This is a genomic window from Saccharopolyspora sp. NPDC002686, from assembly GCF_040295745.1.
Taxonomy (GTDB): domain Bacteria; phylum Actinomycetota; class Actinomycetes; order Mycobacteriales; family Pseudonocardiaceae; genus Saccharopolyspora; species Saccharopolyspora oryzae.
Map to the genome: position 1 here is coordinate 1 of NZ_JBEOVY010000124.1, position 19689 is coordinate 19689.

At 69.9% G+C, this 19689-nt stretch carries 17 protein-coding genes, 1 pseudogene and 1 riboswitch; of the genes and pseudogenes, 16 read left to right on the forward strand and 2 right to left on the reverse strand.

Annotated features, from left to right (window positions below; translation table 11 throughout):
* From ABTZ89_RS18115 to ABTZ89_RS18180, 14 genes and pseudogenes are all read left to right on the forward strand, one after another.
* Positions 1–297: DUF4185 domain-containing protein (locus ABTZ89_RS18115; protein ID WP_351046006.1), on the forward strand; the 297-nt coding region annotated here is incomplete at its 5' end.
* A 116-nt stretch (positions 298–413) separates the two neighbouring features.
* Positions 414–1262, forward strand: coding sequence for a lipase family alpha/beta hydrolase (locus ABTZ89_RS18120; protein ID WP_351046009.1), 849 nt, complete (start codon positions 414–416; stop codon positions 1260–1262).
* Positions 1263–1330: 68 nt separating this feature from the next.
* Positions 1331–3124, forward strand: a complete 1794-nt coding sequence (gene metG, locus ABTZ89_RS18125; RefSeq protein WP_270948628.1) for a methionine--tRNA ligase — start codon at positions 1331–1333, stop codon at positions 3122–3124.
* Positions 3125–3239: 115 nt separating this feature from the next.
* Positions 3240–4079 carry a TatD family hydrolase gene (locus ABTZ89_RS18130; protein ID WP_270948630.1) on the forward strand — a complete coding sequence of 280 codons (840 nt, stop codon included), beginning with the start codon at positions 3240–3242 and terminating at the stop codon, positions 4077–4079.
* A 285-nt stretch (positions 4080–4364) separates the two neighbouring features.
* A pseudogene (locus ABTZ89_RS18135) lies at positions 4365–4610 on the forward strand (transglycosylase family protein); the annotation flags it as partial.
* Between the two features lie 592 nt (positions 4611–5202).
* Positions 5203–6705, forward strand: coding sequence for a resuscitation-promoting factor (locus ABTZ89_RS18140; protein WP_351046013.1), 1503 nt, complete (start codon positions 5203–5205; stop codon positions 6703–6705).
* Positions 6706–6804: 99 nt separating this feature from the next.
* Complete coding sequence (gene rsmA, locus ABTZ89_RS18145; RefSeq protein ID WP_270948633.1) at positions 6805–7674, forward strand: 16S rRNA (adenine(1518)-N(6)/adenine(1519)-N(6))-dimethyltransferase RsmA; 870 nt, start codon at positions 6805–6807, stop codon at positions 7672–7674.
* Positions 7675–7847: 173 nt separating this feature from the next.
* Positions 7848–7935: riboswitch (SAM riboswitch) on the forward strand.
* Between the two features lie 4 nt (positions 7936–7939).
* Entirely contained in the window at positions 7940–8098 is a 159-nt protein-coding gene (locus ABTZ89_RS18150; protein WP_270948634.1) for a hypothetical protein, read from the forward strand.
* An 88-nt stretch (positions 8099–8186) separates the two neighbouring features.
* Positions 8187–9206 carry a methionine ABC transporter ATP-binding protein gene (locus ABTZ89_RS18155; protein ID WP_351046018.1) on the forward strand — a complete coding sequence of 340 codons (1020 nt, stop codon included), beginning with the start codon at positions 8187–8189 and terminating at the stop codon, positions 9204–9206.
* Positions 9203–9886, forward strand: a complete 684-nt coding sequence (locus ABTZ89_RS18160) for an ABC transporter permease subunit (protein ID WP_270948636.1) — start codon at positions 9203–9205, stop codon at positions 9884–9886. Before ABTZ89_RS18155 ends, ABTZ89_RS18160 begins: the two co-directional genes overlap by 4 nt.
* A gap of 89 nt (positions 9887–9975) precedes the next feature.
* Positions 9976–10782 carry a MetQ/NlpA family ABC transporter substrate-binding protein gene (locus ABTZ89_RS18165; RefSeq protein ID WP_270948637.1) on the forward strand — a complete coding sequence of 269 codons (807 nt, stop codon included), beginning with the start codon at positions 9976–9978 and terminating at the stop codon, positions 10780–10782.
* Positions 10783–10912: 130 nt separating this feature from the next.
* On the forward strand, positions 10913–11869 hold the full coding sequence (locus ABTZ89_RS18170; protein WP_270948648.1) for a 4-(cytidine 5'-diphospho)-2-C-methyl-D-erythritol kinase: 957 nt from the start codon (positions 10913–10915) through the stop codon (positions 11867–11869).
* A 149-nt stretch (positions 11870–12018) separates the two neighbouring features.
* Positions 12019–13800 carry an ABC-F family ATP-binding cassette domain-containing protein gene (locus tag ABTZ89_RS18175; protein ID WP_351046023.1) on the forward strand — a complete coding sequence of 594 codons (1782 nt, stop codon included), beginning with the start codon at positions 12019–12021 and terminating at the stop codon, positions 13798–13800.
* Positions 13801–14059: 259 nt separating this feature from the next.
* Entirely contained in the window at positions 14060–15712 is a 1653-nt protein-coding gene (locus ABTZ89_RS18180) for a fatty acyl-AMP ligase (protein ID WP_351046026.1), read from the forward strand.
* A gap of 81 nt (positions 15713–15793) precedes the next feature.
* Here the strand turns inward: ABTZ89_RS18180 and pth are convergent, their stop codons facing one another.
* Together pth and ABTZ89_RS18190 are read right to left on the reverse strand one after the other, a co-directional pair.
* Complete coding sequence (pth, locus tag ABTZ89_RS18185) at positions 15794–16369, reverse strand: aminoacyl-tRNA hydrolase (protein WP_270954539.1); 576 nt, start codon at positions 16367–16369, stop codon at positions 15794–15796.
* A gap of 132 nt (positions 16370–16501) precedes the next feature.
* Positions 16502–17107, reverse strand: a complete 606-nt coding sequence (locus ABTZ89_RS18190; RefSeq protein ID WP_270954538.1) for a 50S ribosomal protein L25/general stress protein Ctc — start codon at positions 17105–17107, stop codon at positions 16502–16504.
* Between the two features lie 482 nt (positions 17108–17589).
* On the opposite strand from ABTZ89_RS18190, the gene ABTZ89_RS18195 reads away from it, so the two are divergent.
* Positions 17590–18885: an Nramp family divalent metal transporter gene (locus ABTZ89_RS18195; protein WP_270954537.1), complete on the forward strand. Its 1296-nt coding sequence runs from the start codon at positions 17590–17592 to the stop codon at positions 18883–18885.
* Positions 18886–18976: 91 nt separating this feature from the next.
* The gene (locus ABTZ89_RS18200; protein ID WP_270954536.1) at positions 18977–19585 is read left to right on the forward strand and encodes a malonic semialdehyde reductase; all 609 of its coding nucleotides are present in this window, start codon (positions 18977–18979) and stop codon (positions 19583–19585) included.
* The last annotated feature ends 104 nt before the right edge of the window (positions 19586–19689 follow it).

Sequence of the window (19689 nt, forward strand, 5' to 3'; positions counted from 1 at the left end):
GCCGCCGAACCGGTGCTCAGCGCCCCGGTCGCAGAGCTGTCCGTGCAGTTCAACAGCTACTTCGGGGAGTGGTTCGCGGTCCACCTCGACGAGCACCGCGCGGCGATCGTGCTGCGCACCGCTCCGGAGCTGACCGGCCCGTGGACCGACGGCGAGGTCCTCGTCTCCGGTGCCCAGTACCCCGCCCTCTACGGCGGCTACCAGCACCCCTGGTCCGCCGACGGCCCGGCGATCCACTTCACCCTGACCCAGTGGGGCCCGTACAACGTCGACTTCTTCCGCGCCGACCTCGCCTGACCCGCTCCGGCGCGCGTACGGGTGAACTCGGCGGTTGATCAGGCGCGTCGCGTCACCTCAGCGATCCGAGTCCGTTGTGTTTCGGAAAACGCCCCGCGACGAGGTGAGGTCGGAACATGCGGATCAGAGGTGTCCTGGCCGGACTGGCGGCGCTGCTCGCGGTCACGGCGACCCCGGCGGCTGCCGCGCCAGCCAACGTCGAGCCCGCCCCGCCCGGCGTCAACGACTGGAGCTGCCAGCCCGGCGAGCAGCACCCGACGCCCGTGGTGCTGGTGCACGGCCTCGGCGGATCCGCCCCGACGAACTGGGCGTACCTGGGGCCGAAGCTGGTCGACGAGGGCTACTGCGTGTTCGCGCTGACCTACGGACGCCCACCGCTGGTGCCGCCGCTCACCGGCGGCTTCTCGCCGATGGAGGAGAGCGCCCCCGAGCTCGCGACCTTCGTGGACGAGGTGTTGGCCGCGACCGGTGCGGAGAAGGTCGACCTGGTCGGCCACTCCGAGGGGACCGTGATGCCGCAGTACTACCTGAAGTTCCTCGGCGGCGCCGACGAGGTGCAGCGCTACGTCGCGATCACCCCGCTCTACGACGGCACCACGCTGCAGAACACCACCGAGCTGCTCGACCGGATCGCCGAGGAGATCCCGGTCGTCGGCCAGATCCCGGACGAGCTGTGCGGCGCGTGCCGGCAGTTCTTCAAGGGCTCCGACTTCATGCAGAAGCTCAACGAGGGCGGCGCGGCGGTCCCGGGCGTCGAGTACACGACGATCATGACGAAGTACGACCAGCTGGTCACCCCGTACACCAGCGGCTACCTCGACGCCCCCAACGCGACCAACACCGTCCTCCAGGACGTCTGCCCGAACGACTACTCCGAACACGTCGCGGTCGCCTTCAACCCCCACGTCGCCGACCTCGTCCTGAACGCCCTGGATCCGGCCAACGCCCGCCCGGTCCGCTGCTGACCTGATCGCGCGGGCGGAACCAGGAACCCGTTCGAGGTCACACCTGCTCGAACCGTAGGCTGGTCGCTATGAGTGCCTCTGTGTTGACCGCTGTGGCTTGGCCCTACGCCAACGGTCCGCGGCACATCGGCCACGTCTCCGGCTTCGGTGTGCCCTCGGACGTCTTCTCGCGCTACCAGCGAATGGCGGGCAACCAGGTCCTCATGGTGTCCGGCACGGACGAGCACGGCACCCCGATCTCGGTGCAGGCCGAGAACGAAGGCCTGACCACGCGTCAGCTCGCGGACAAGTACAACCGGGTCATCGCCGAGGACCTGCAGGGCCTCGGGCTGTCCTACGACCTGTTCACCCGCACCACCACGGGCAACCACTACGAGGTCGTCCAGCAGATCTTCCTCGCGCTGCACCGCAACGGCTACGTGCTGCCCAAGACCACGACCGGCGCGATCAGCCCGTCCACCGGCCGCACGCTGCCCGACCGCTACATCGAGGGCACCTGCCCGATCTGCGGTTACGACGGCGCGCGCGGCGACCAGTGCGACAACTGCGGCAACCAGCTCGACCCGGCCGACCTGATCAACCCGGTGTCGCGGATCAACGGCGAGAAGCCGGAGTTCGTCGAGACCGAGCACCTGTTCCTGGACCTGCCCGCCTTCACCGAGTCGCTGGGCAAGTGGCTGTCGACCCGCACCGGCTGGCGGCCCAACGTGCTCAAGTTCGCGCAGAACCTGGTCGAGGACATGCGGCCGCGCGCGATCAGCCGCGACCTGGACTGGGGCGTGCCGATCCCGCTGGACGGCTGGCGCGACCAGCCGATGAAGCGGTTCTACGTGTGGTTCGACGCTGTGATCGGCTACTTGTCGGCCAGCGTCGAGTGGGCCCGCCGGACCGGTGACGCCGACGCCTGGAAGCAGTGGTGGACCGACCCGTCGGCCAAGGGCTACTACTTCATGGGCAAGGACAACATCACCTTCCACGCCCAGATCTGGCCGACGCTGCTGATGGGCCACAACGGCCAGGGCGACAAGGGCGGCACGCCCGGCCCGTTCGGCGAGCTGAACCTGCCGGACGAGATCGTCTCCAGCGAGTTCCTCACCATGAGCGGGTCGAAGTTCTCCACCTCCCGCGGCACGGTGATCTACGTGCGGGACTTCCTGCGCGAGTTCGGCCCGGACACCCTGCGCTACTTCATCTCGGTGGCCGGCCCTGAGAACCAGGACACCGACTTCACCTGGGACGAGTTCGTCCGCCGCACCAACTTCGAGCTGGCCAACGAGTGGGGCAACCTGGTCAACCGCTCCATCTCGATGGCCGCGAAGAACAACGGCGCGGTGCCCGCCCCGACCGCCCCGCAGGCGGCCGACCAGGAGCTGAAGACGTTGTCCCGCAACGCTTTCGAGACGGTCGGTAAGCACCTGGAGCAGTCCCGGTTCAAGGCCGCTTCGCAGGAAGCGATGCGGGTGGTCTCGGCCGCGAACAAGTACCTGTCCGACCAGGAGCCGTGGAAGCTCAAGGAGGACCCGGACCGGCGCGACGCCGTCCTGCACACCGCGCTGCAGGTGGTCTCCGACGCCAACACGCTGCTCACCCCGTTCCTGCCGCACTCGGCGCAGAAGGTGCACGAGCTGCTGGGCGGCACCGGGGTCTGGGCGGCGCAGCCGGAGATCCGCGAGGTGCAGGACCTGGACGACGCGAGCATCGAGTACCCGGTGCTGATGGGCGAGTACGCGGCAGAGCAGGCGAAGTGGGAGTCCACCGACATCGAGGTGGGCCGCCCGCTGAACAAGCCGACGCCGCTGTTCGCCAAGCTCGACCCGAAGCTCGGCGAGACGGGCCCGGAGTGGGCCCCGATCGAGAGCTGATCCGTCTTGTCGAGGGGCATCCGCGGCCGGTCGGTCGCGGGTGCCCCTCACCCGTGCTGAACGACCGGAACCCGAGGTCGACGACCTGGGTGCCGCCGGTATTGGGAGGGGTGCGATGAGCAAGCGGGACCGGAAGCGGGAGCTGCCGCCGGTGCCGGAGGCGTTGCCGGCGCTCGCGGTGGACGCCCACACCCACCTGGACGCCTGCGGCGCGAAGACGCCCGACGAGGTGCGGGCCATTGTGGACCGCGCCGAGTCCGCGGGCATCGGCCGGGTCGTGACGGTCGCCGACGACATCGCCTCCGCCCAGTGGGCGGTCGAGGCGGCCACCTGGGACGACCGGGTTTTCGCCGCCGTCGCGCTGCACCCGACCCGCACCAAGGACTTCGCCGATGCGGAGCGCGGCGTGCTGGAGGAGCTCGTCGAGCACCCGCGGGTGGTCGCGGTCGGCGAGACCGGCCTCGACTACTACTGGGACTACTCGCCGCCGGAGCCGCAGCAGGAGGCGTTCCGCTGGCACATCGACCTGGCCAAGCGCAGCGGCAAGCCGCTGATGATCCACGACCGCGACGCGCACCAGGACATCCTGCGGATCCTCGAGGAGGAGGGAGCGCCGGAGAAGGTGGTGTTCCACTGCTTCTCCGGGGACGCCGACTTCGCGCGCGCGTGCGTGCGCGCGGGGTACGTGCTGTCGTTCGCGGGCACCGCGACCTTCCGCAACGCCAACGCCAAGGGTCTGCGCGAGGCGGCTCAGCTGGTGCCGCTGGAGCAGATGGTGGTGGAGACCGACGCGCCGTTCCTGACCCCGCACCCCTTCCGGGGACAGCCGAACGAGCCGTACTGCGTCAATTACACCTTGCGGGATCTTGCCGAACTCCGTGGCATGACACTGGAAGAACTCGTCGTAGCGACCACCGCCACGGCCGAGCGGCTCTTCGCGCTCGATCCGGTGTAACCCGGGGCCGCATCCGTTCACCGGCAGTTTCTTGATATTGGGCGTTCGACCGCGCCCGCTTGCAGTCCGCTGCGCCCTCCTTACCGTCCACTTCGGAAGCCGGGATGGAGGGCATCCCCCGAACTCCGCCGCTGCTAGGCGGAGGCCCTCCTGCCCGGAGGCACAGCAGTCAGGATTGCGATGAAGTTCCGTATTTTCGCGAAGTCGACCGCGGCTGCGGCCATCGTGCTCTCCGGCGCGGTGACGGGCGCGGCGGTGTCGCCGAGCACTGCCGAGGCCGCCGGAGTCTGGGACCGGCTGGCGCAGTGCGAGTCCGGTGGCAACTGGGCGATCAACTCCGGGAACGGCTACTACGGCGGCCTGCAGTTCAACCGCTCGACCTGGCGGGCCTACGGCGGCGAGCAGTTCCAGCGCTTGCCGCACCTGGCGACGCGAGAGCAGCAGATCGCCATCGCCGAGTCCTTGCGCGCGGATCGAGGTGGCTACTCGGCTTGGCCCGCCTGCGCGCGCAAGTTGGGACTGCCGAGATGAGGGGAACGACTCGCCCTGGGACGTAGAGATCCCACGGTGAGGGGAGGGGAGCCCGGCTCGAGCACGCAGCGCGCTCGAGCCGGGCTCGTGTCGTCTTCTCGCCACGGAGGCCGGGAAACGGCCGTTTTGCTGCGCTAACAGTCGGCGTCGGGCCCGTGTGATATGTCACCAGAACGCCTTCGCTAACCAGTTAACGCACCTGCTTCGGTACCTCCGAACGGGGCAAATTCGGGCGATTTAGCTAACTGATCGTGGTTGGTTGCCCGGCAAACCGGCGTAACCCAGATCACAGCGGCGAGCGGGGTTCTTGGCTGCACCCATTGATCACGCTAGAGTCTCGGCCTCGTAACCGATGACAACCAGTCATGGGGAACGCCCGTTAGTCTCGCCGGTGTACGTCGGGGAAGCGGGCCGGAGCACAGGACGCCCCGGTCGGCTGGACGGCAGTTGGCTTGCGGGAGTCGGATACAGACACGAAGCACGAAGGTTGTGCGCCTGCCGGGAGTGAGGAGTTGAGCGAAGACATGGTCTCGCCCGACGCGATCCTCGTCCTGCACCAGCGCGACTTCCGCCTTCGGGAGGTAGCGACCCTGTGAACGGACGCGGCGAACCCAGCTATCCCGGTCATCGGACCGAGGGTTACTGGGCCGATTCCTTCGACTCTGCGACGGACTGGTTCACCCCGGTGGGCCCGGCCGAGCAGCACACCGCCGTCGGCCTGCTGGAGCGGCCCGACGACGCGTACCCGGCCTACCCGGCCGAGGACCACCCCAGCTTCCCGCCGGGTGCTCTGGACATCACCCCGGCGGACATCTACGAGGCCCTCGGACCCGACGCCGAGGACATGCTCGCCACCGCCGAGATCGACGTCGACGAGGTCATCCGGCTGATCAACGCCGAGACCACCGTCCTGCCGCCCCTGGTCATCCCGGACGCGCTCCCGGAGGCCGAGGAGAGCGAGGCTCCGCCCGCGGAGGTCGTCGAAGCGGTCACCACCTGGAAGCGGCGCTTCCTCAAGGGTGCGGTGGCCGGCGTGCTGCTCACCCTCACCGGCACCGGCGGCGCGGCCGCCGCGATGGACAAGTCGGTGACCGTCGAGGTCGACGGGCACGAGACCACCGTCAACACCTTCGACAGCACCGTCGGCGAGGTCCTCGCCGAAGAGGGCATCGCGGTCGGCCCGCACGACGCGCTGAGCCCGTCCCCGCAGGCCAAGGTCGGCCACGGCGACACCATCACCCTCGACCGCGGTCGCCTGCTCAAGCTCAACGTGGACGGCGAGATCCGCGAGGAGTGGGTCCGCTCGGTCACCGTCGGGCAGGCGCTGCAGCAGCTCGGCGTGCCCACCGACGGCGCCTGGCTGTCCGCCGACCGCGGCATGGCCGTGCCCTCGGACGGCATGGAGCTGGTCATCAAGACCAGCAAGGACATCACCGTCATCGACGGCGCCAACGAGCCGCGCAAGATCACCACGACCGCCGCGAACATCGACGAGCTGGTCAAGGAGCAGAACCTCAAGCTCGGCGCCGAGGACACCATCACGCCCGGCGGCGACCAGCGACTGGTCAGCGGTGCCGAGGTCAGCATCGTGCGCAACAGCAGCACGGTGATCAACGTGACGATGCCCGTCGAGCCGCCGGTCCGCGAGATCGTCGACAACTCGATGTTCAAGGGCGAGGAGCGGGTCGAGTTCCCCGGCGTGCCCGGTGAGAAGATCGTGACCACCCGCGTGACCACTCGCAACGGCGAAGAGGTCAACCGCGAGACGGTCGGCGAGAAGGTCACCAAGGAAGCGCAGGAGAAGGTCGTGCGCGTCGGCGGCAAGCAGCCGCCGAGCAGCGCCAGCGGTGTCTGGGACAAGCTCGCGCAGTGCGAGGCGACCGGCAACTGGGCCATGAACAGCGGCAACGGCTACTACGGCGGCCTGCAGTTCGACAAGTCCACCTGGGACGCCTACGGCGGCGACCAGTACGCCCCGTACCCGCACCAGGCCAGCCGCGAGCAGCAGATCGCGATCGCGGAGAAGGTCCGAGCCGCCCGCGGCGGCAGCTACGGTGCCTGGCCCGGCTGCTCCTCCAAGCTCGGCCTGAGCTGACTCCTCCCGTGAAGGGCACCTCCAGAAGCCTGGAGGTGCCCTTCACGGCGTTCGGCACCTGCTCGGGGTGGTGGTGGGGGGTGCGGGTAGTTTTTGACTGTGGACGACCAGCAGGCGGCGCTGCTCGGCCCGGCCGACGTGCGTCGGCTGGCCGGGGAGTTGGGCATTCGACCGACGAAGAAGCTCGGGCAGAACTTCGTGCACGACCCGAACACGGTGCGGCGCATCGTGTCCTCGGCGTCGGTCACCGCTGACGACGTCGCCCTGGAGGTCGGGCCCGGGCTCGGCTCGCTGACGCTCGCGCTGCTGCCGGCCGCTGGTGCGGTGACCGCGGTCGAGATCGATCCGGTGCTCGCTGCGCGGTTGCCGCGCACCGCCGAGGAGTTCGCGCCGGGGTTGGCCGACCGGCTCACCGTGATCGAGGCCGACGCGTTGCGCGTGCGTGCTGAGGACTTCCCCGTGCCGCCGACCGCGCTCGTCGCGAACCTGCCCTACAACGTGGCCGTTCCGGTCGTGCTGCACCTGCTGGCGGAGCTGCCGAGCCTGCAGCACGGGCTGGTCATGGTGCAGGCCGAGGTCGCCGACCGGATGTCCGCGGAACCCGGCAGCCGGGTTTACGGCGTGCCGAGCGTCAAGGCCGCCTGGTACGCCGACGTGCGGCGGGCGGGTCCGGTGCCGCGCAAGGTGTTCTGGCCGGTGCCCAATGTGGACTCCGGGCTGGTGTCGTTCCGGCGCGTCGACCCGCCGTCGACCGCGCGGCGCGAGGACGTCTTCCGCGTCGTGGACGCGGCGTTCGCCCAGCGGCGCAAGACGTTGCGCAGCGCGCTGTCCGGCTGGGCCGGTTCCGCGGCGCGCGCGGAGGCCCTGCTGCGCGCTGCCGGCGTCGAGCCGACGGCTCGCGGGGAGCAGCTGCAGATCGCTGATTTCGCTCGCATCGCGGAAGCCGCGGCTGCCGACGGCGCTGCCTGATCCACCCGTCTGGGCGCTTGCCAAGCGGAACCGGGCCGCTACTCCGGGTCACCCGCATCCCTTGATGTCCAGGGGTTTCCTGCTCGTCCGGGTGTGTGATTTGGCGAACGATTCCAGAAAGTGACGACTATCAACTTGCGCTGGAATCCGCCAGTGGGTTCTACTATTCGGGAAATCCATCCCGAGCGGCCGAGAGACCTGGCTCCGCGACGCCGCAGCAACCACCCGATGGGCAGGTGCTAACGCCAGGACCGATGGAGTAGCTGTGGATTCCAACGCGCTGTTAGCCAGTCCGCCTGCGGGTGACACCCCCGTGCTGCTGGCCGGATCGTCGTCGCAAAGCCACATCCGGAGGCTGCTGACGCAGCGTCGCGTCATCGACCACGGGCGACGCACCACCACCGCCTGTCGTCGCGCGATGTGACCCAGCCCCTTTCCTCCGTTTCCGAAGTTCCCTGGCCCGCTGCTCCCGCGGTGGAGCGCGGCCGTCGCGAGCTGATGTGGAGTCGATCGTGATCACAGTCGAGAACCTGACCAAGTCCTTCCAGAGCGGCAACGGGTCCGTGCGCGCCCTCAACGGCGTCACCATGGAGGTTCCGGCCGGCGCGGTGTGCGGTGTGGTCGGCCCGAGCGGTGCCGGCAAGTCGACGCTGGCGCGGTGCATCGCGCTGCTGGAGAAGCCGGACTCGGGCGCCATCCGGGTGGACGGCACCGACCTGGTTTCCCTGGACGGCCGTGCCCTGCGCGCTGCTCGCCGGCAGATCGGCGTTGTCCCGCAAGGGGATTCGCTGCTGCGCCAGCGCACGGCCGCGGGCAACGTCGCGCTGCCGCTGGAGGCGGCAGGCGTGTCCGGGCCGCAGCGGCGCACCCGCGTCGGCGAGCTGCTGGACCTCGTCGGCCTGTCCGACAAGGCTTCGGTCTACCCCGACCAGCTCTCCGGCGGGCAGCGGCAGCGGATCGCGGTCGCCCGGGCGCTGGCCGCCAAGCCGTCGGTCCTGCTGGCCGACGAACCGACTTCCGCGCTGGACCCCGGCACCACCGACTCGGTGCTGACCGTGCTGGACCGCGCCCGCGCCGAGCTCGGCGTCACCGTCCTGGTGGTCACCCACGACATGGCCGTGGTGCGCAAGATCGCCGACGACGTCGCGGTGCTGGAGGACGGTCGCGTGGTGGAGCACGGCAAGGTGCTCGACCTCGTCTCCGAGCCCGGCAGCCGGGTCAGCTCCTCGCTGCTGCCCGCCACCGACCAGGCCGAGCCGCTGCGCCCGTCCGACGGCCGCCACGACGTGGTCGCCGAGGTCGTGCTGGTCGGCTTCGCCGCGGTCGGGGCGCTGCTGCCGGAGGCGGCGAGCCGGTTCGGCGTGGAGCTGGCGATCCTCGGTGGCGGGCTGACCCGCCTCGGTGACACGCCGGTCGCCAAGTTCAAGGTCGGCCTGAGCGGTGAGCGCTCCGAGGCCGCCCTGAAGTGGATGGTCGAACGGGACGCGCACGTGCGCCGTGCCCCGGTTTGTGTTGACGGAGTTGCTGCGTGAGTGATGTGACCCCCTGGTCGGAGGTCTTCTCGGTTCTCGGTGAAGCAACGCTCGGCACGCTCTACATGGTGTTGATCTCCACCCTGCTGGCAGTGCTGGGAGGCCTGCCGCTGGGAGTTCTGCTGCACCTGAGCTCGCCGGTCGGGCTGAACCCGAAGCCAGTGCTGTACCGGGTGCTCGGCGTCGTCGTCGACGTCGTGCGCTCGGTGCCGTTCGTGGTGCTGCTGGTGGTGCTGGCCTCGTTCACCCGGCTGCTGATCGGCACGTCGATCGGCAGCACCGCGGTGATCGTGCCGCTGACCATCGGTGCGGTGCCGTTCTTCGCGCGGTTGACGCAGAACGCGTTGCGCGAGGTCAGCTTCACCGTCGTGGAAGCGGCGATCACCACCGGCTCCAGCCGGTTGCGGATCGTGTGGACGGTGCTGCTCGGCGAGGCGCGGGCCGCGCTGGTCGGCGCCGTCGGCGTCACCGCGGTGGCGCTGATCGGCTACGCCGCGATGGCGGGCGCGATCGGCGGCGGTGGCCTGGGCACGACGGCGATCCAGGACGGCTACCAGGGGTACGACGACCGGCTGCTGTACGGCTCCGTCGTGGTGCTCGCGGTGCTGGCCTTCGCCATGCAGCTGATCACGGATCTCACGGCCAAGCTGGTCGACCGCCGCCGCGTCGCGGCCGGCTGATCCCCCCGGAACTTCACGGGTCCGAGGACCCGATTCCCCCTTCGTTCGGGACCTTTCCCGTTCTGCACGTCCAGAAAGGACAATCCCTGATGCGTTTGCGCTTCGCTGCCCTGGTGGCCGCCGCCGGTCTGGCGCTGACCGCGTGCGGTGGCACGTCCGCGGCCGAGGACCCCAACGCGCCCATCCGCGTCGGCGTCAACCCGACCCCGCACGGCGAGATCCTCGAGTACGTCAAGGACAACCTCGCCGAGAAGGCCGGGATCCAGATCGAGATCACCAAGTTCGACGACTACAACCGGCCCAACGAGGCGCTGACGCACGGCGAGCTGGACGCGAACTACTTCCAGCACCAGCCCTACCTCGACGAGTACCGCCAGCAGCGCGGCGGCGACTTCGCGTGGGTCGCGCCGGTGCACCTGGAGCCGCTCGCGGCGTACTCCAAGCAGTTCAAGTCGCTGAACGACATCCCGAACGGCGCGACCGTGACGCTGTCCAACGACCCGGCCAACCAGTTCCGCGGCCTGAAGCTGCTGGAGCAGGGCGGGCTGATCAAGCTCAAGCCGGAGGCCTCGGTCGGCACCCGGTTGGCGGACGCGATCGCGGAGAACCCGAAGAACATCGACTTCAAGGACCTGTCGCCGGACCAGCTGCCGCGCTCGGTCGACGACGCGGCCGCCGCGGTGGTCAACGGCAACTACGCGATCAAGGCCAACCTGAAGGACCCGGTCATCGTGGAGAGCCCGGAGAACAACCCGTACGCCAACGGCCTGGTGACCACCCCGGCGCTGGCGAAGGACCCGCGGATCGCGAAGCTGGCGGAGCTGCTGCGCTCCCCGGAGGTCAAGGACTTCATCAACAAGAAGTGGGGCGGCGTCGCCGTCATCCCGGCTTCCTGACCGGTCGCACAGCGGTGGAGGGCACCCTCCGGGCCACGGCCCGGTCGGTGCCCTCCACCGTTTCCGGCCTCGTGTGCAGGGAAGTAAGCGGTGGGGTTCCGGGGACACGTAGGCTTTAGCTGTGCTCTCCGTGGTTCCTACCCCCATCACCGTTCGCGTTCCGGCGAAGGTGAACCTGCACCTGTCGGTCGGCGATGCGAGGCCGGACGGCTACCACGAGCTGGTCACCGTCTTCCAAGCGTTGTCGATGACCGACGAGGTCACCGTGCTGGCGGCCGAGGAACCCGGCATCGACGTGCAGGGCGAGGGCGCCGACTCGGTGCCCACCGACGCCACCAACCTGGCCTGGAAGGCGGTGCGGCTGCTCGCCGAGCACAGCGGTCGGGACCCGGAGGAACCCGGCGTGCGGGTGTCGATCAACAAGGGCATCCCGGTCGCCGGCGGCATGGCCGGGGGCAGCGCTGACGCGGCTGCGACGCTGCTGGCGCTCAACCAGCTCTGGCGGCTCGAACTGGGGCGCGACGAGCTCAGCGAGTTCGCCGCGAAGCTGGGCAGCGACGTCCCGTTCTCCCTGCAGGGCGGCACCGCGCTGGGCACGGGCCGCGGCGAGCGGCTGGTGCCGGTGCTGGCCCGGCACACCTTCCACTGGGTGATCGCGCTCGACAAGGAAGGCCTGAGCACCCCCGCCGCGTACGGCGAGCTGGACCGGCTGCGGGCGGAGTCCCGGCCGAACCGCGTCGGCGAGGTCGAGCCGCTGCTGGAGGCGCTGGCCTCCGGAGATCCCCGCCAGCTCGCGCTGCTGCTGGGCAACGACCTGCAGGCCGCGGCGGTGTCGCTGCGCCCGGGTCTGCGCCGCACGCTGCGCGCGGGTGTGCAGGCGGGTGCGCTCGCGGGCATCGTCTCGGGCTCCGGTCCGACCTGCGCCTTCCTGTGCACGGACGCGGACGCCGCGGTGCGCGTGGCGGCGGAGCTCTCCGGCGCGGGCGTGTGCCGGACGGTCCGGGTGGCCCACGGCCCGGTGCCGGGCGCGAAGCTCGTGTCCGAGGAACCGGCCCACCGACCCACCCCGCCCCAGGTCCACGCCTAGGTGTCAGCCTGGCGGGTGATGCTCCGGGCGTCCCATTCCGCAGTTTCAATTGAAACTGCGGAACCCAGGCACGGCGGATCACAGTTTCCATTGAAACTGTGGTCGACCCCTGACCACGCAACGCAGTTGATGGAGTAGACGAGCACTCGATGGTGAACCTGGTCAATCTCGAATCGGTCCACAAGAGCTACGGCGTGCGCCCGCTGCTGGACGGCGTGTCCCTCGGCGTGTCCGCTGGCGAGCGGGTCGGGGTCGTCGGGCTCAACGGCGGCGGCAAGACGACGCTGCTCGAGGTGCTCGCCGGTCTCGCCGAACCGGACGACGGCCGGGTGAGCCAGTCGCGCGACCTGCGGATGGCCGTGGTCACGCAGCGCACCGAGCTCCCCGAGGACGCCACCGTGCGCAACGCCGTGCTCGACCCGCACGGCTTCACCGCCGAGCACGAGTGGGCCGCCGACGCGAAGGTCCGCTCGGTGCTCAGCGGGCTCGGCATGACCAGGCTCGGGCTGGACACCCCGGTCAAGGACTTCTCCGGTGGCGAGCGCCGCCGCGTCGCGCTGGCCGCCGCGCTGGTCCGCGACATCGACCTGCTGGTGCTGGACGAGCCGACCAACCACCTCGACGTCGAGGGCGTGCGCTGGCTGGCCGACCACCTGCTCGAGCGCAGGTGCGCGCTGGTCGTCGTCACCCACGACCGCTGGTTCCTGGACACCGTCTGCAACCGGACCTGGGAGGTCGTGGACGGCCGCGTCGAGCAGTACGAGGGCGGCTACGCGGACTGGATCTTCGCCCGCGCCGAGCGCGCCCGGATCGCGCAGGCCGCCGAGGACAAGCGGCAGAACCTCGCGCGCAAGGAACTCGCGTGGCTGCAGCGCGGCGCCAAGGCCCGCACGTCCAAGCCGCGCTACCGGGTCGAAGCCGCCGAGGCGCTGATCTCCGACGTGCCGGAACCGCGCGACTCCGTCGAGCTGCTCGCCTTCGCCAAGCGGCGCCTGGGCAAGACCGTGCTGGAGCTGGAGGACGTCGACCTGCGGATCGCCGACCGGGCCCTGCTGGACGGCGTGACCTGGCGGATCGGCCCCGGCGACCGGATCGGCCTGGTCGGCGTCAACGGCTCCGGCAAGACGACGCTGCTCAAGCTGCTCGCCGGTGAGCGCGAGCCGGACGCGGGCAAGCGCATCGAGGGCAAGACCGTCCGCCTGGCCCACCTCACCCAGGAGCTGCACGACCTTCCCGGCGACTGGCGCGTGCTGGAGGCGATCGAGGACGTCGCCGAGCGGATCACCCTCGGCAAGTACGAGCTGTCCGCCTCCCAGCTGGGCGAGCGGTTCGGGTTCGGCAAGGGCCGCCAGTGGACGCCGGTCGGGGACCTGTCCGGTGGTGAGCGCCGCCGGCTGCAGCTGGCGCGGTTGCTGATGGCCGAGCCGAACGTGCTGGTCCTGGACGAGCCGACCAACGACCTGGACATCGACACCCTCCAGCAGCTGGAAGACCTGCTCGACACCTGGCCGGGCACGCTGGTGGTCGTCTCGCACGACCGGTACCTGGTGGAGCGGGTGTGCGACAGCGTGCACGCGCTGTTCGGCGACGGCCGGCTGACGCACCTGCCCGGCGGCATCGACGAGTACCTGAAGCGCCGCGAGTCGCTGCTGGAAGCGGAGGACAGCAGCATCGGCAAGCAGGCCACCGACGCGGCGAAGCCGAGCGGGCTCTCGGGCGCGGAGGAGCACGCGGCACGCAAGGAGCTCGCGCGGTGCGAGCGGCAGCTCGACAAGCTCGCGGACAAGGAGCAGAAGCTGCACGAGAAGCTCGCGGAGGCCGCGACGGAACCGGAGCGGTTGGCGGAGCTGAACGTGGAGCTGCGCGCGCTGCACCAGGAGAAGGACGACGTCGAAGCGCGTTGGATGGAGCTCGCCGACCAGCTCAGCTGAGCTGTACCGCCTCTCCGCGATTTTCAGTGGTGGTTGCGATCGGGGGTGGGCTCGCGTTTTCGGGGTTTCTTGTGGCTGGGTTGAGTCACGGTCCCCTGAGGTGCGGTTGGGTGGGGCTCGGGACCTTGCCCTGCGGGGTGCGGTGGCGATTTCGTGCGAAAGCGCCGAGTGGACCGTGTGGGCGCCCATGCCGTCGGAGTTCTGAGGGGTGCGCGCGTCTTTTTGTGCAGGTGATCGCGCGGATCGTAAGCTGCGTCACATGAGTCGGTTCGTGGAGACGCTCGTGGCGTCCGCGCAGCGCAACTCCGGGGAGAACGGGCGGGGGCTCACCACCGGCGTGCCCGGGAAGCCCTGGTTCCGCACGTGGGGCCAGGTGCACGACGACGCGCGGCGGATCGCCGGGGCGCTCGAGCTCGAGCCCGGCACCGCCGTCGCGATCCTGGCGGCGGATCCGGGGCTGATCGCGCCCGCGGTGCAGGCCGTGTGGCTCGGCGGCGGCAGCGTGACCATGCTGCACCAGCCGACTCCGCGGACGGATCTCGCGCACTGGGCCGAGGACACGCTGCGCGTGCTGAAGATGATCGACGCGCGCCTGGTGCTGCTGGGGCCTCCGTTCGAGGAGCTCTCCGGTCTGCTGGAGGAGAACTCGATCCCGTACCGGGATCTGGCCGCGCTCGCCTCGGCCGACGCCGAGCCGCTGGCCGAACCAGTGGAGGTGGCGGAGGACGCCACTGCGCTGCTGCAGCTGACCAGCGGTTCCACCGCCATCCCGAAGGGCGTGCGGATCACCTACGGCAACCTGCACGCCAACGTGCTGGCGATGGTCGAGGCCGCCGGTCTGGACGCCGAGCGGGACGTCGCGGTGTCGTGGCTGCCGCTGTTCCACGACATGGGGATGGTCGGCTGCCTGACGGTGCCGATGGCCATCGGCATGTCGGCGGTCAAGGCGACCCCGGCGGACTTCCTGACCCGACCGCTGCTGTGGCCGGAGCTGATCAGCAAGTACCGCGGCACCGTGACGGCGGCGCCGAACTTCGCCTACGCGATCGTCGGCCGCCGGATGGCGCGCGCCGACGACGGCGACTTCGACCTGTCCAGCCTCCGCTTCGCGCTCAACGGCGCGGAACCCATCGATCCCGCGGCGGTGCGGACCTTCACCGACGCCGGCGCCCGGTTCGGGCTCAGCCCGACGACCGTGGTGTGCGCGTTCGGGATGGCGGAGGCGACGCTCGCGGTCTCCTTCGCGGAGCTCGGGCGCGGGCTGGAGGTCGACGTCGTTGACGCCGACGCGCTGGAGCAGCGGCGGCGGGCCGAGCCGGTGTCGCCGGACGCCCCGCGAGCGCGGCAGTTCGCGCTGCTCGGCCGTCCGCTGCCGGGGCTGGAGGTCGACGTGGTCGACGACGGTGGGCGGCAGCTGGGGGAGCGCCAGGTCGGACGCCTGCGCATCCGCGGTGCCGCGGTGACGCCGGGCTACCTGACCGTTGACGGGCCCTTGTCCACTCAGGACAGCGAGGGCTGGCTGGACACCGGGGACGAGGGCTACCTGATCGACGGGCAGGTGGTGATCTGCGGCCGCCGCAAGGACGTGATCATCATGGGTGGCCGCAACATCTACCCGGTCGACATCGAGCGGGCGGTCTGCGAGGTCGACGGGGTGCGGGCGGGCAACGCCGCCGCGGTCCGGCAGGAGGCCGGAAGCCGCCGCGAGCGCTTCGCCGTGGTCCTGGAGTCCCGCTTCGCGGGCGACGCGGAAGCGGAGAAGCAGCTGCGCAAGCAGGTCGCGGCCCGAGTCGTCGACGCGGTCGGCGTCCGCCCGTCCGCGATCGTGGTGCTCGCGCCGGGCGCGCTGCCGAAAACCCCCTCCGGCAAGCTCCAACGAGCCGCCACGGCCTCCCTCGTCCCAGCCGAGTGACCGCACGCAAATTCAATGGAAATTGGACGTCCGATTTCCATTGAATTTGCGGAAGTTCCGGCGGCGTGGGCCGGGCCGGGGTCAGTGGAACTGGTTCTGCGCGGCTTCGAGGCCCTTGGTGGCGACGGCCTCGACCGCGTCGGCGCAGACGTCGATGAAGTACGCCAGTTCCTTGCGCTCGACGGTGGAGAAGTCCTTGAGGACGTAGTCGGCCGGGTCCATCCGGCCAGGCGGCCGGCCGATGCCGAAGCGGACCCGGATGTAGTCGCGGGTGCCGACGGACTTGCTGATCGAGCGCAGGCCGTTGTGGCCGTTCTCGCCACCGCCGCGCTTGAGCCGGATGGTGCCGAACGGCAGGTCCAGCTCGTCGTGGATCACGATGAGGGATTCCGGCGGGGTCTTGTAGAACTTCACCGCGCCGGCCACCGGGCCACCGGAGAGGTTCATGAACGAGCGCGGCTTCACCAGCACCGCGCGGGCCCCGGACAGCCGTCCTTCGACGACCTCGGCGCCGGACTTGTGCGCCTTGAACTTCCCGCCGACCCGATCCGCGAGCTCGTCGGCGACCAGGAAACCGATGTTGTGCCGGTTGCCGGCGTAGCGCGGGCCCGGGTTGCCGAGCCCGACGATCAGCGAAACCGCGTCCGGGGAAGTCACGGTGGGAAGTCTCCTGCTCTAGCTGGCTGCGCGGGGATGCATCCCCATTCTGCGCACCCGTCAGATGGCACGTCGCGCGCTGCCCCACCCTGAAGTGGGACAGCGCGCGGTGCGCCAGACGTCGGGGGAGGGTCAGGCCTCCTCGGACTCGCCTTCGGCGGCCTCGCCCTCGGCGGCTTCCTCGGCCATCGCGGCCGCGGCCTCGGTGACGTTGACGATCAGCAGCTCCGGGTCGGACTGCAGGGTGACGCCCTTCGGCAGCTCGATGTCGGAGGCGTGGAACTGGGTGCCGACCTCGGCGCCCGCGATGGACAGCTCGAGCTGCTCCGGGATGTGCAGGGCCTCGGCCTCGATCTCGATCTCGGTGGTGGCCTGGCTGACCAGGGCGCCCGGGCCCGCCTCGCCGGCGAGCACGACCGGAACCGCGACGGTGACCTTCTCGCCGCGCTTGACCAGCAGCAGGTCGACGTGCTCGATGTAGCCCTTGATCGAGTGGCTGGTGATGGTCTTGGTCAGCGCGAGCTCGCTGCCGCTGCCAGCCACCTCGAGGGTCAGGACCGCGTTGTGACCGTTCTCGCGGATGGCGCGGGCGAACTCGACGGACGGCAGCGACAGGTGCTTCGGGTCGGAGCCGTGGCCGTAGAGGACCGCGGGGATCTTGCCGGCACGACGGGTGCGGCGGGCCGCACCCTTGCCGAACTCGGTGCGCTGTTCGACGGCGATACGAACCTCGGACACGGTGGTGCACTCCTCATGACGTCGGGCGAACGTGAATTGGTCGCTGGCCTCGCGGCGGTGGGACGCGCTGCTGGAGCGAATCGACGCGGTGCCGCAAACGGGCACCCGGGGTATGAGCGACATCAGTGCACCAACCGAATGAGTCGGCGGTCACCGTGCCACCGCGCCGATCACGCCGGGCGAACGTCCCGACCTCGCCGAGGCAACCTGAATAGTCTAAACGGTGCTCGCATAGATGTTTTCGCGCGGGTGACCCCTCGCACGGGACGCTGCGCTGCGGTTGATCAACTCGATGATCGATCCGGGCCCCGGGAACGCGCAGAAGGCACTGGTGGCGGCTGGTCGACGTCGCTGACCAGGGATCGCGGGGATGCTCCGGCGCGGTGGCGCTGGCCACCTGATCGTGTTCGACGTGCGCGGTGAAGTCACGGTTCGGTCGCCGTGATCGATTTCGTCCGAAATTTCGGGTTAGCTTCCCCGGCATGGCTGCTGCAGACGCGAACACCTCGGACGCCACCGCGCCCGAACCGACTTGGCGGGCCAAGATCAAGCAAGTCGGTCCCGGCATCATGGCCGCGGCGACCGGTGTCGGCGCGGGTGATCTGGTCGCCACCCTCGTCGCCGGGTCCCGCTTCGGCTACGCCCTGTTCTGGGCGGTGGTGCTCGGCACGATCTTCAAGCTGGCGCTCGGCGAAGCCGTGGGGCGCTGGCACCTGGCCTCCGGGCGGACCATGCTTGCCGGCTGGCGCACGATGGGCCGCTGGGCGGTCGGCTACTTCGGCGCCTACGCGGTGGTCTGGGGCTTCATCTACGGCGCGACCGCGATGTCGGCCTCGGCGCTGCCGCTGAACGCGCTGTTCCCGGTGCTTCCGGTCAGCGGCTGGGCGATCATCTGCGGTCTGCTCGGGCTGGCGCTGGTGTGGTTCGGCCGGTACGCGCTGCTCGAGAAGGTCATGACCGTCCTGGTCGGCGTCATGTTCGTGACCGTGGTCGGCACCGCGGTGCTGGTCGGCCCGAACCTGCTGGAACTGGGCGAGGGGCTGGTGCCGACGCTGCCGGACGGGTCGGTCGCCTACGTCCTCGGGCTGATGGGCGGCGTCGGCGGCACGATCACCATGGCCGCCTACGGCTACTGGACCTTCGCCAAGGGCTGGCGGACCCCGCGCTGGATGCCGTTCATGCGCGCGGACAACGCCGTCGGCTACCTCACCACCGGGATCTTCGTGGTCGCGATGCTGGTGGTCGGTGCGGAGATCCTGCTCGGGCACGACCTGACCAGCGGCGACAAGGGGCTGCTCCAGCTCAGCGACACGCTGGCCGCCGACTACGGGCAGTGGGCGCGGATCCCGTTCCTGGTGGGCTTCTTCGCGGTCGCGTTCAGCTCGGTGATCGGCGTGTGGAACGGCGTCAGCCTGCTGTTCGCCGACTGGTGGCGCACCTGGCGGCTGCCGAAGGACGCGCCGCCGGAGAGCGCGGGCGACTACGACCACAAGGCGGGCATGAACAGCACCGCCTACCGCGTCTACCTGCTGTGGTTGACCTTCCCGCCGATGCTGCTGCTGTTCCTGGGCAAGCCGTTCCAGCTGACCGTGGTGTACGGCGTGCTGGGCGCGCTGTTCATGCCGTTCCTGGCGGGGACCTTGCTGGTGCTGCTGAACTCGAAGACGATGATGCCCGCCGAGCACCGGTCCCGGTGGCTGTCGAACACGATGATGGTGCTGTGCCTGGCCCTGTTCGTCGGTGTGGCGTTCAACGAAATCATCGGAATCTTCGAGTGACCGGGAATTCTTGAAGGTTCAACGAGGTTGTGGTGGGTGGATCCGCCCGAGCGGGGGCGGGTCCACCGCGAACTCATTTGGGAGGACCACCATGACCGCTGTCGACCAGGCGCAGCTCGTGCTCGGCGCTGAGGCGCAGGACCTGCTGTTCCGCGAGGCCCGCACCGCGAACGCGTTCACCGACGAACCGGTGTCCGACGAGCAGGTCCAGGCCATCTACGACCTGGTCAAGTGGGCTCCGACGTCGATGAACCAGCAGCCGCTGCGGATCGTGCTGGTGCGTTCCGAGGAGGGCAAGCAGCGCCTGCTGCCGCACCTGATGGAGGGCAACCGGGGCAAGACCGAGAAGGCCCCGCTGGTCGCGCTGCTGGCCGCCGACACCGACTTCCACGAGAACCTGCCGCGGGTGTTCCCGCACGCCCCGAACGCGAAGGACATCTTCGCCGACGACACCTTCCGCGAGCAGAACGCGAAGCTCAACGCGTCCCTGCAGGTCGCCTACTTCATCCTGGGCGTCCGCGCGGCCGGCCTGGCGGCGGGCCCGATGACCGGCTTCGACGCCGCGGGCATCAACGAGGAGTTCTTCCCCGGCGGCAAGCAGCAGGTCCTGGTCGCGGTGAACATCGGCAAGCCGGCCGACGACGCCTGGTTCGACCGCCTCCCCCGCCTCGACTACGACGAGGTCGTCACCACCGTCTGACCCGACCTCCACCGAGGTTCCCCGGCCTCGTTCCCGCGCCATGTCCGCAGTTTCAATTGAAACTGTGATCCGCCGTGCCTGGGTTTTGCAGTTTCAATTGAAAC

Coding starts and splice junctions, on each gene's coding strand:
- metG (WP_270948628.1), top strand. CDS start 1,331: ATGAGTGCCTCTGTGTTGACCGCTGTGGCTTGGCCCTACGCCAACGGT.
- ABTZ89_RS18200 (WP_270954536.1), top strand. CDS start 18,977: ATGACCGCTGTCGACCAGGCGCAGCTCGTGCTCGGCGCTGAGGCGCAG.
- ABTZ89_RS18165 (WP_270948637.1), top strand. CDS start 9,976: ATGCGTTTGCGCTTCGCTGCCCTGGTGGCCGCCGCCGGTCTGGCGCTG.
- ABTZ89_RS18180 (WP_351046026.1), top strand. CDS start 14,060: ATGAGTCGGTTCGTGGAGACGCTCGTGGCGTCCGCGCAGCGCAACTCC.
- ABTZ89_RS18130 (WP_270948630.1), top strand. CDS start 3,240: ATGAGCAAGCGGGACCGGAAGCGGGAGCTGCCGCCGGTGCCGGAGGCG.
- ABTZ89_RS18195 (WP_270954537.1), top strand. CDS start 17,590: ATGGCTGCTGCAGACGCGAACACCTCGGACGCCACCGCGCCCGAACCG.
- ABTZ89_RS18175 (WP_351046023.1), top strand. CDS start 12,019: ATGGTGAACCTGGTCAATCTCGAATCGGTCCACAAGAGCTACGGCGTG.
- ABTZ89_RS18120 (WP_351046009.1), top strand. CDS start 414: ATGCGGATCAGAGGTGTCCTGGCCGGACTGGCGGCGCTGCTCGCGGTC.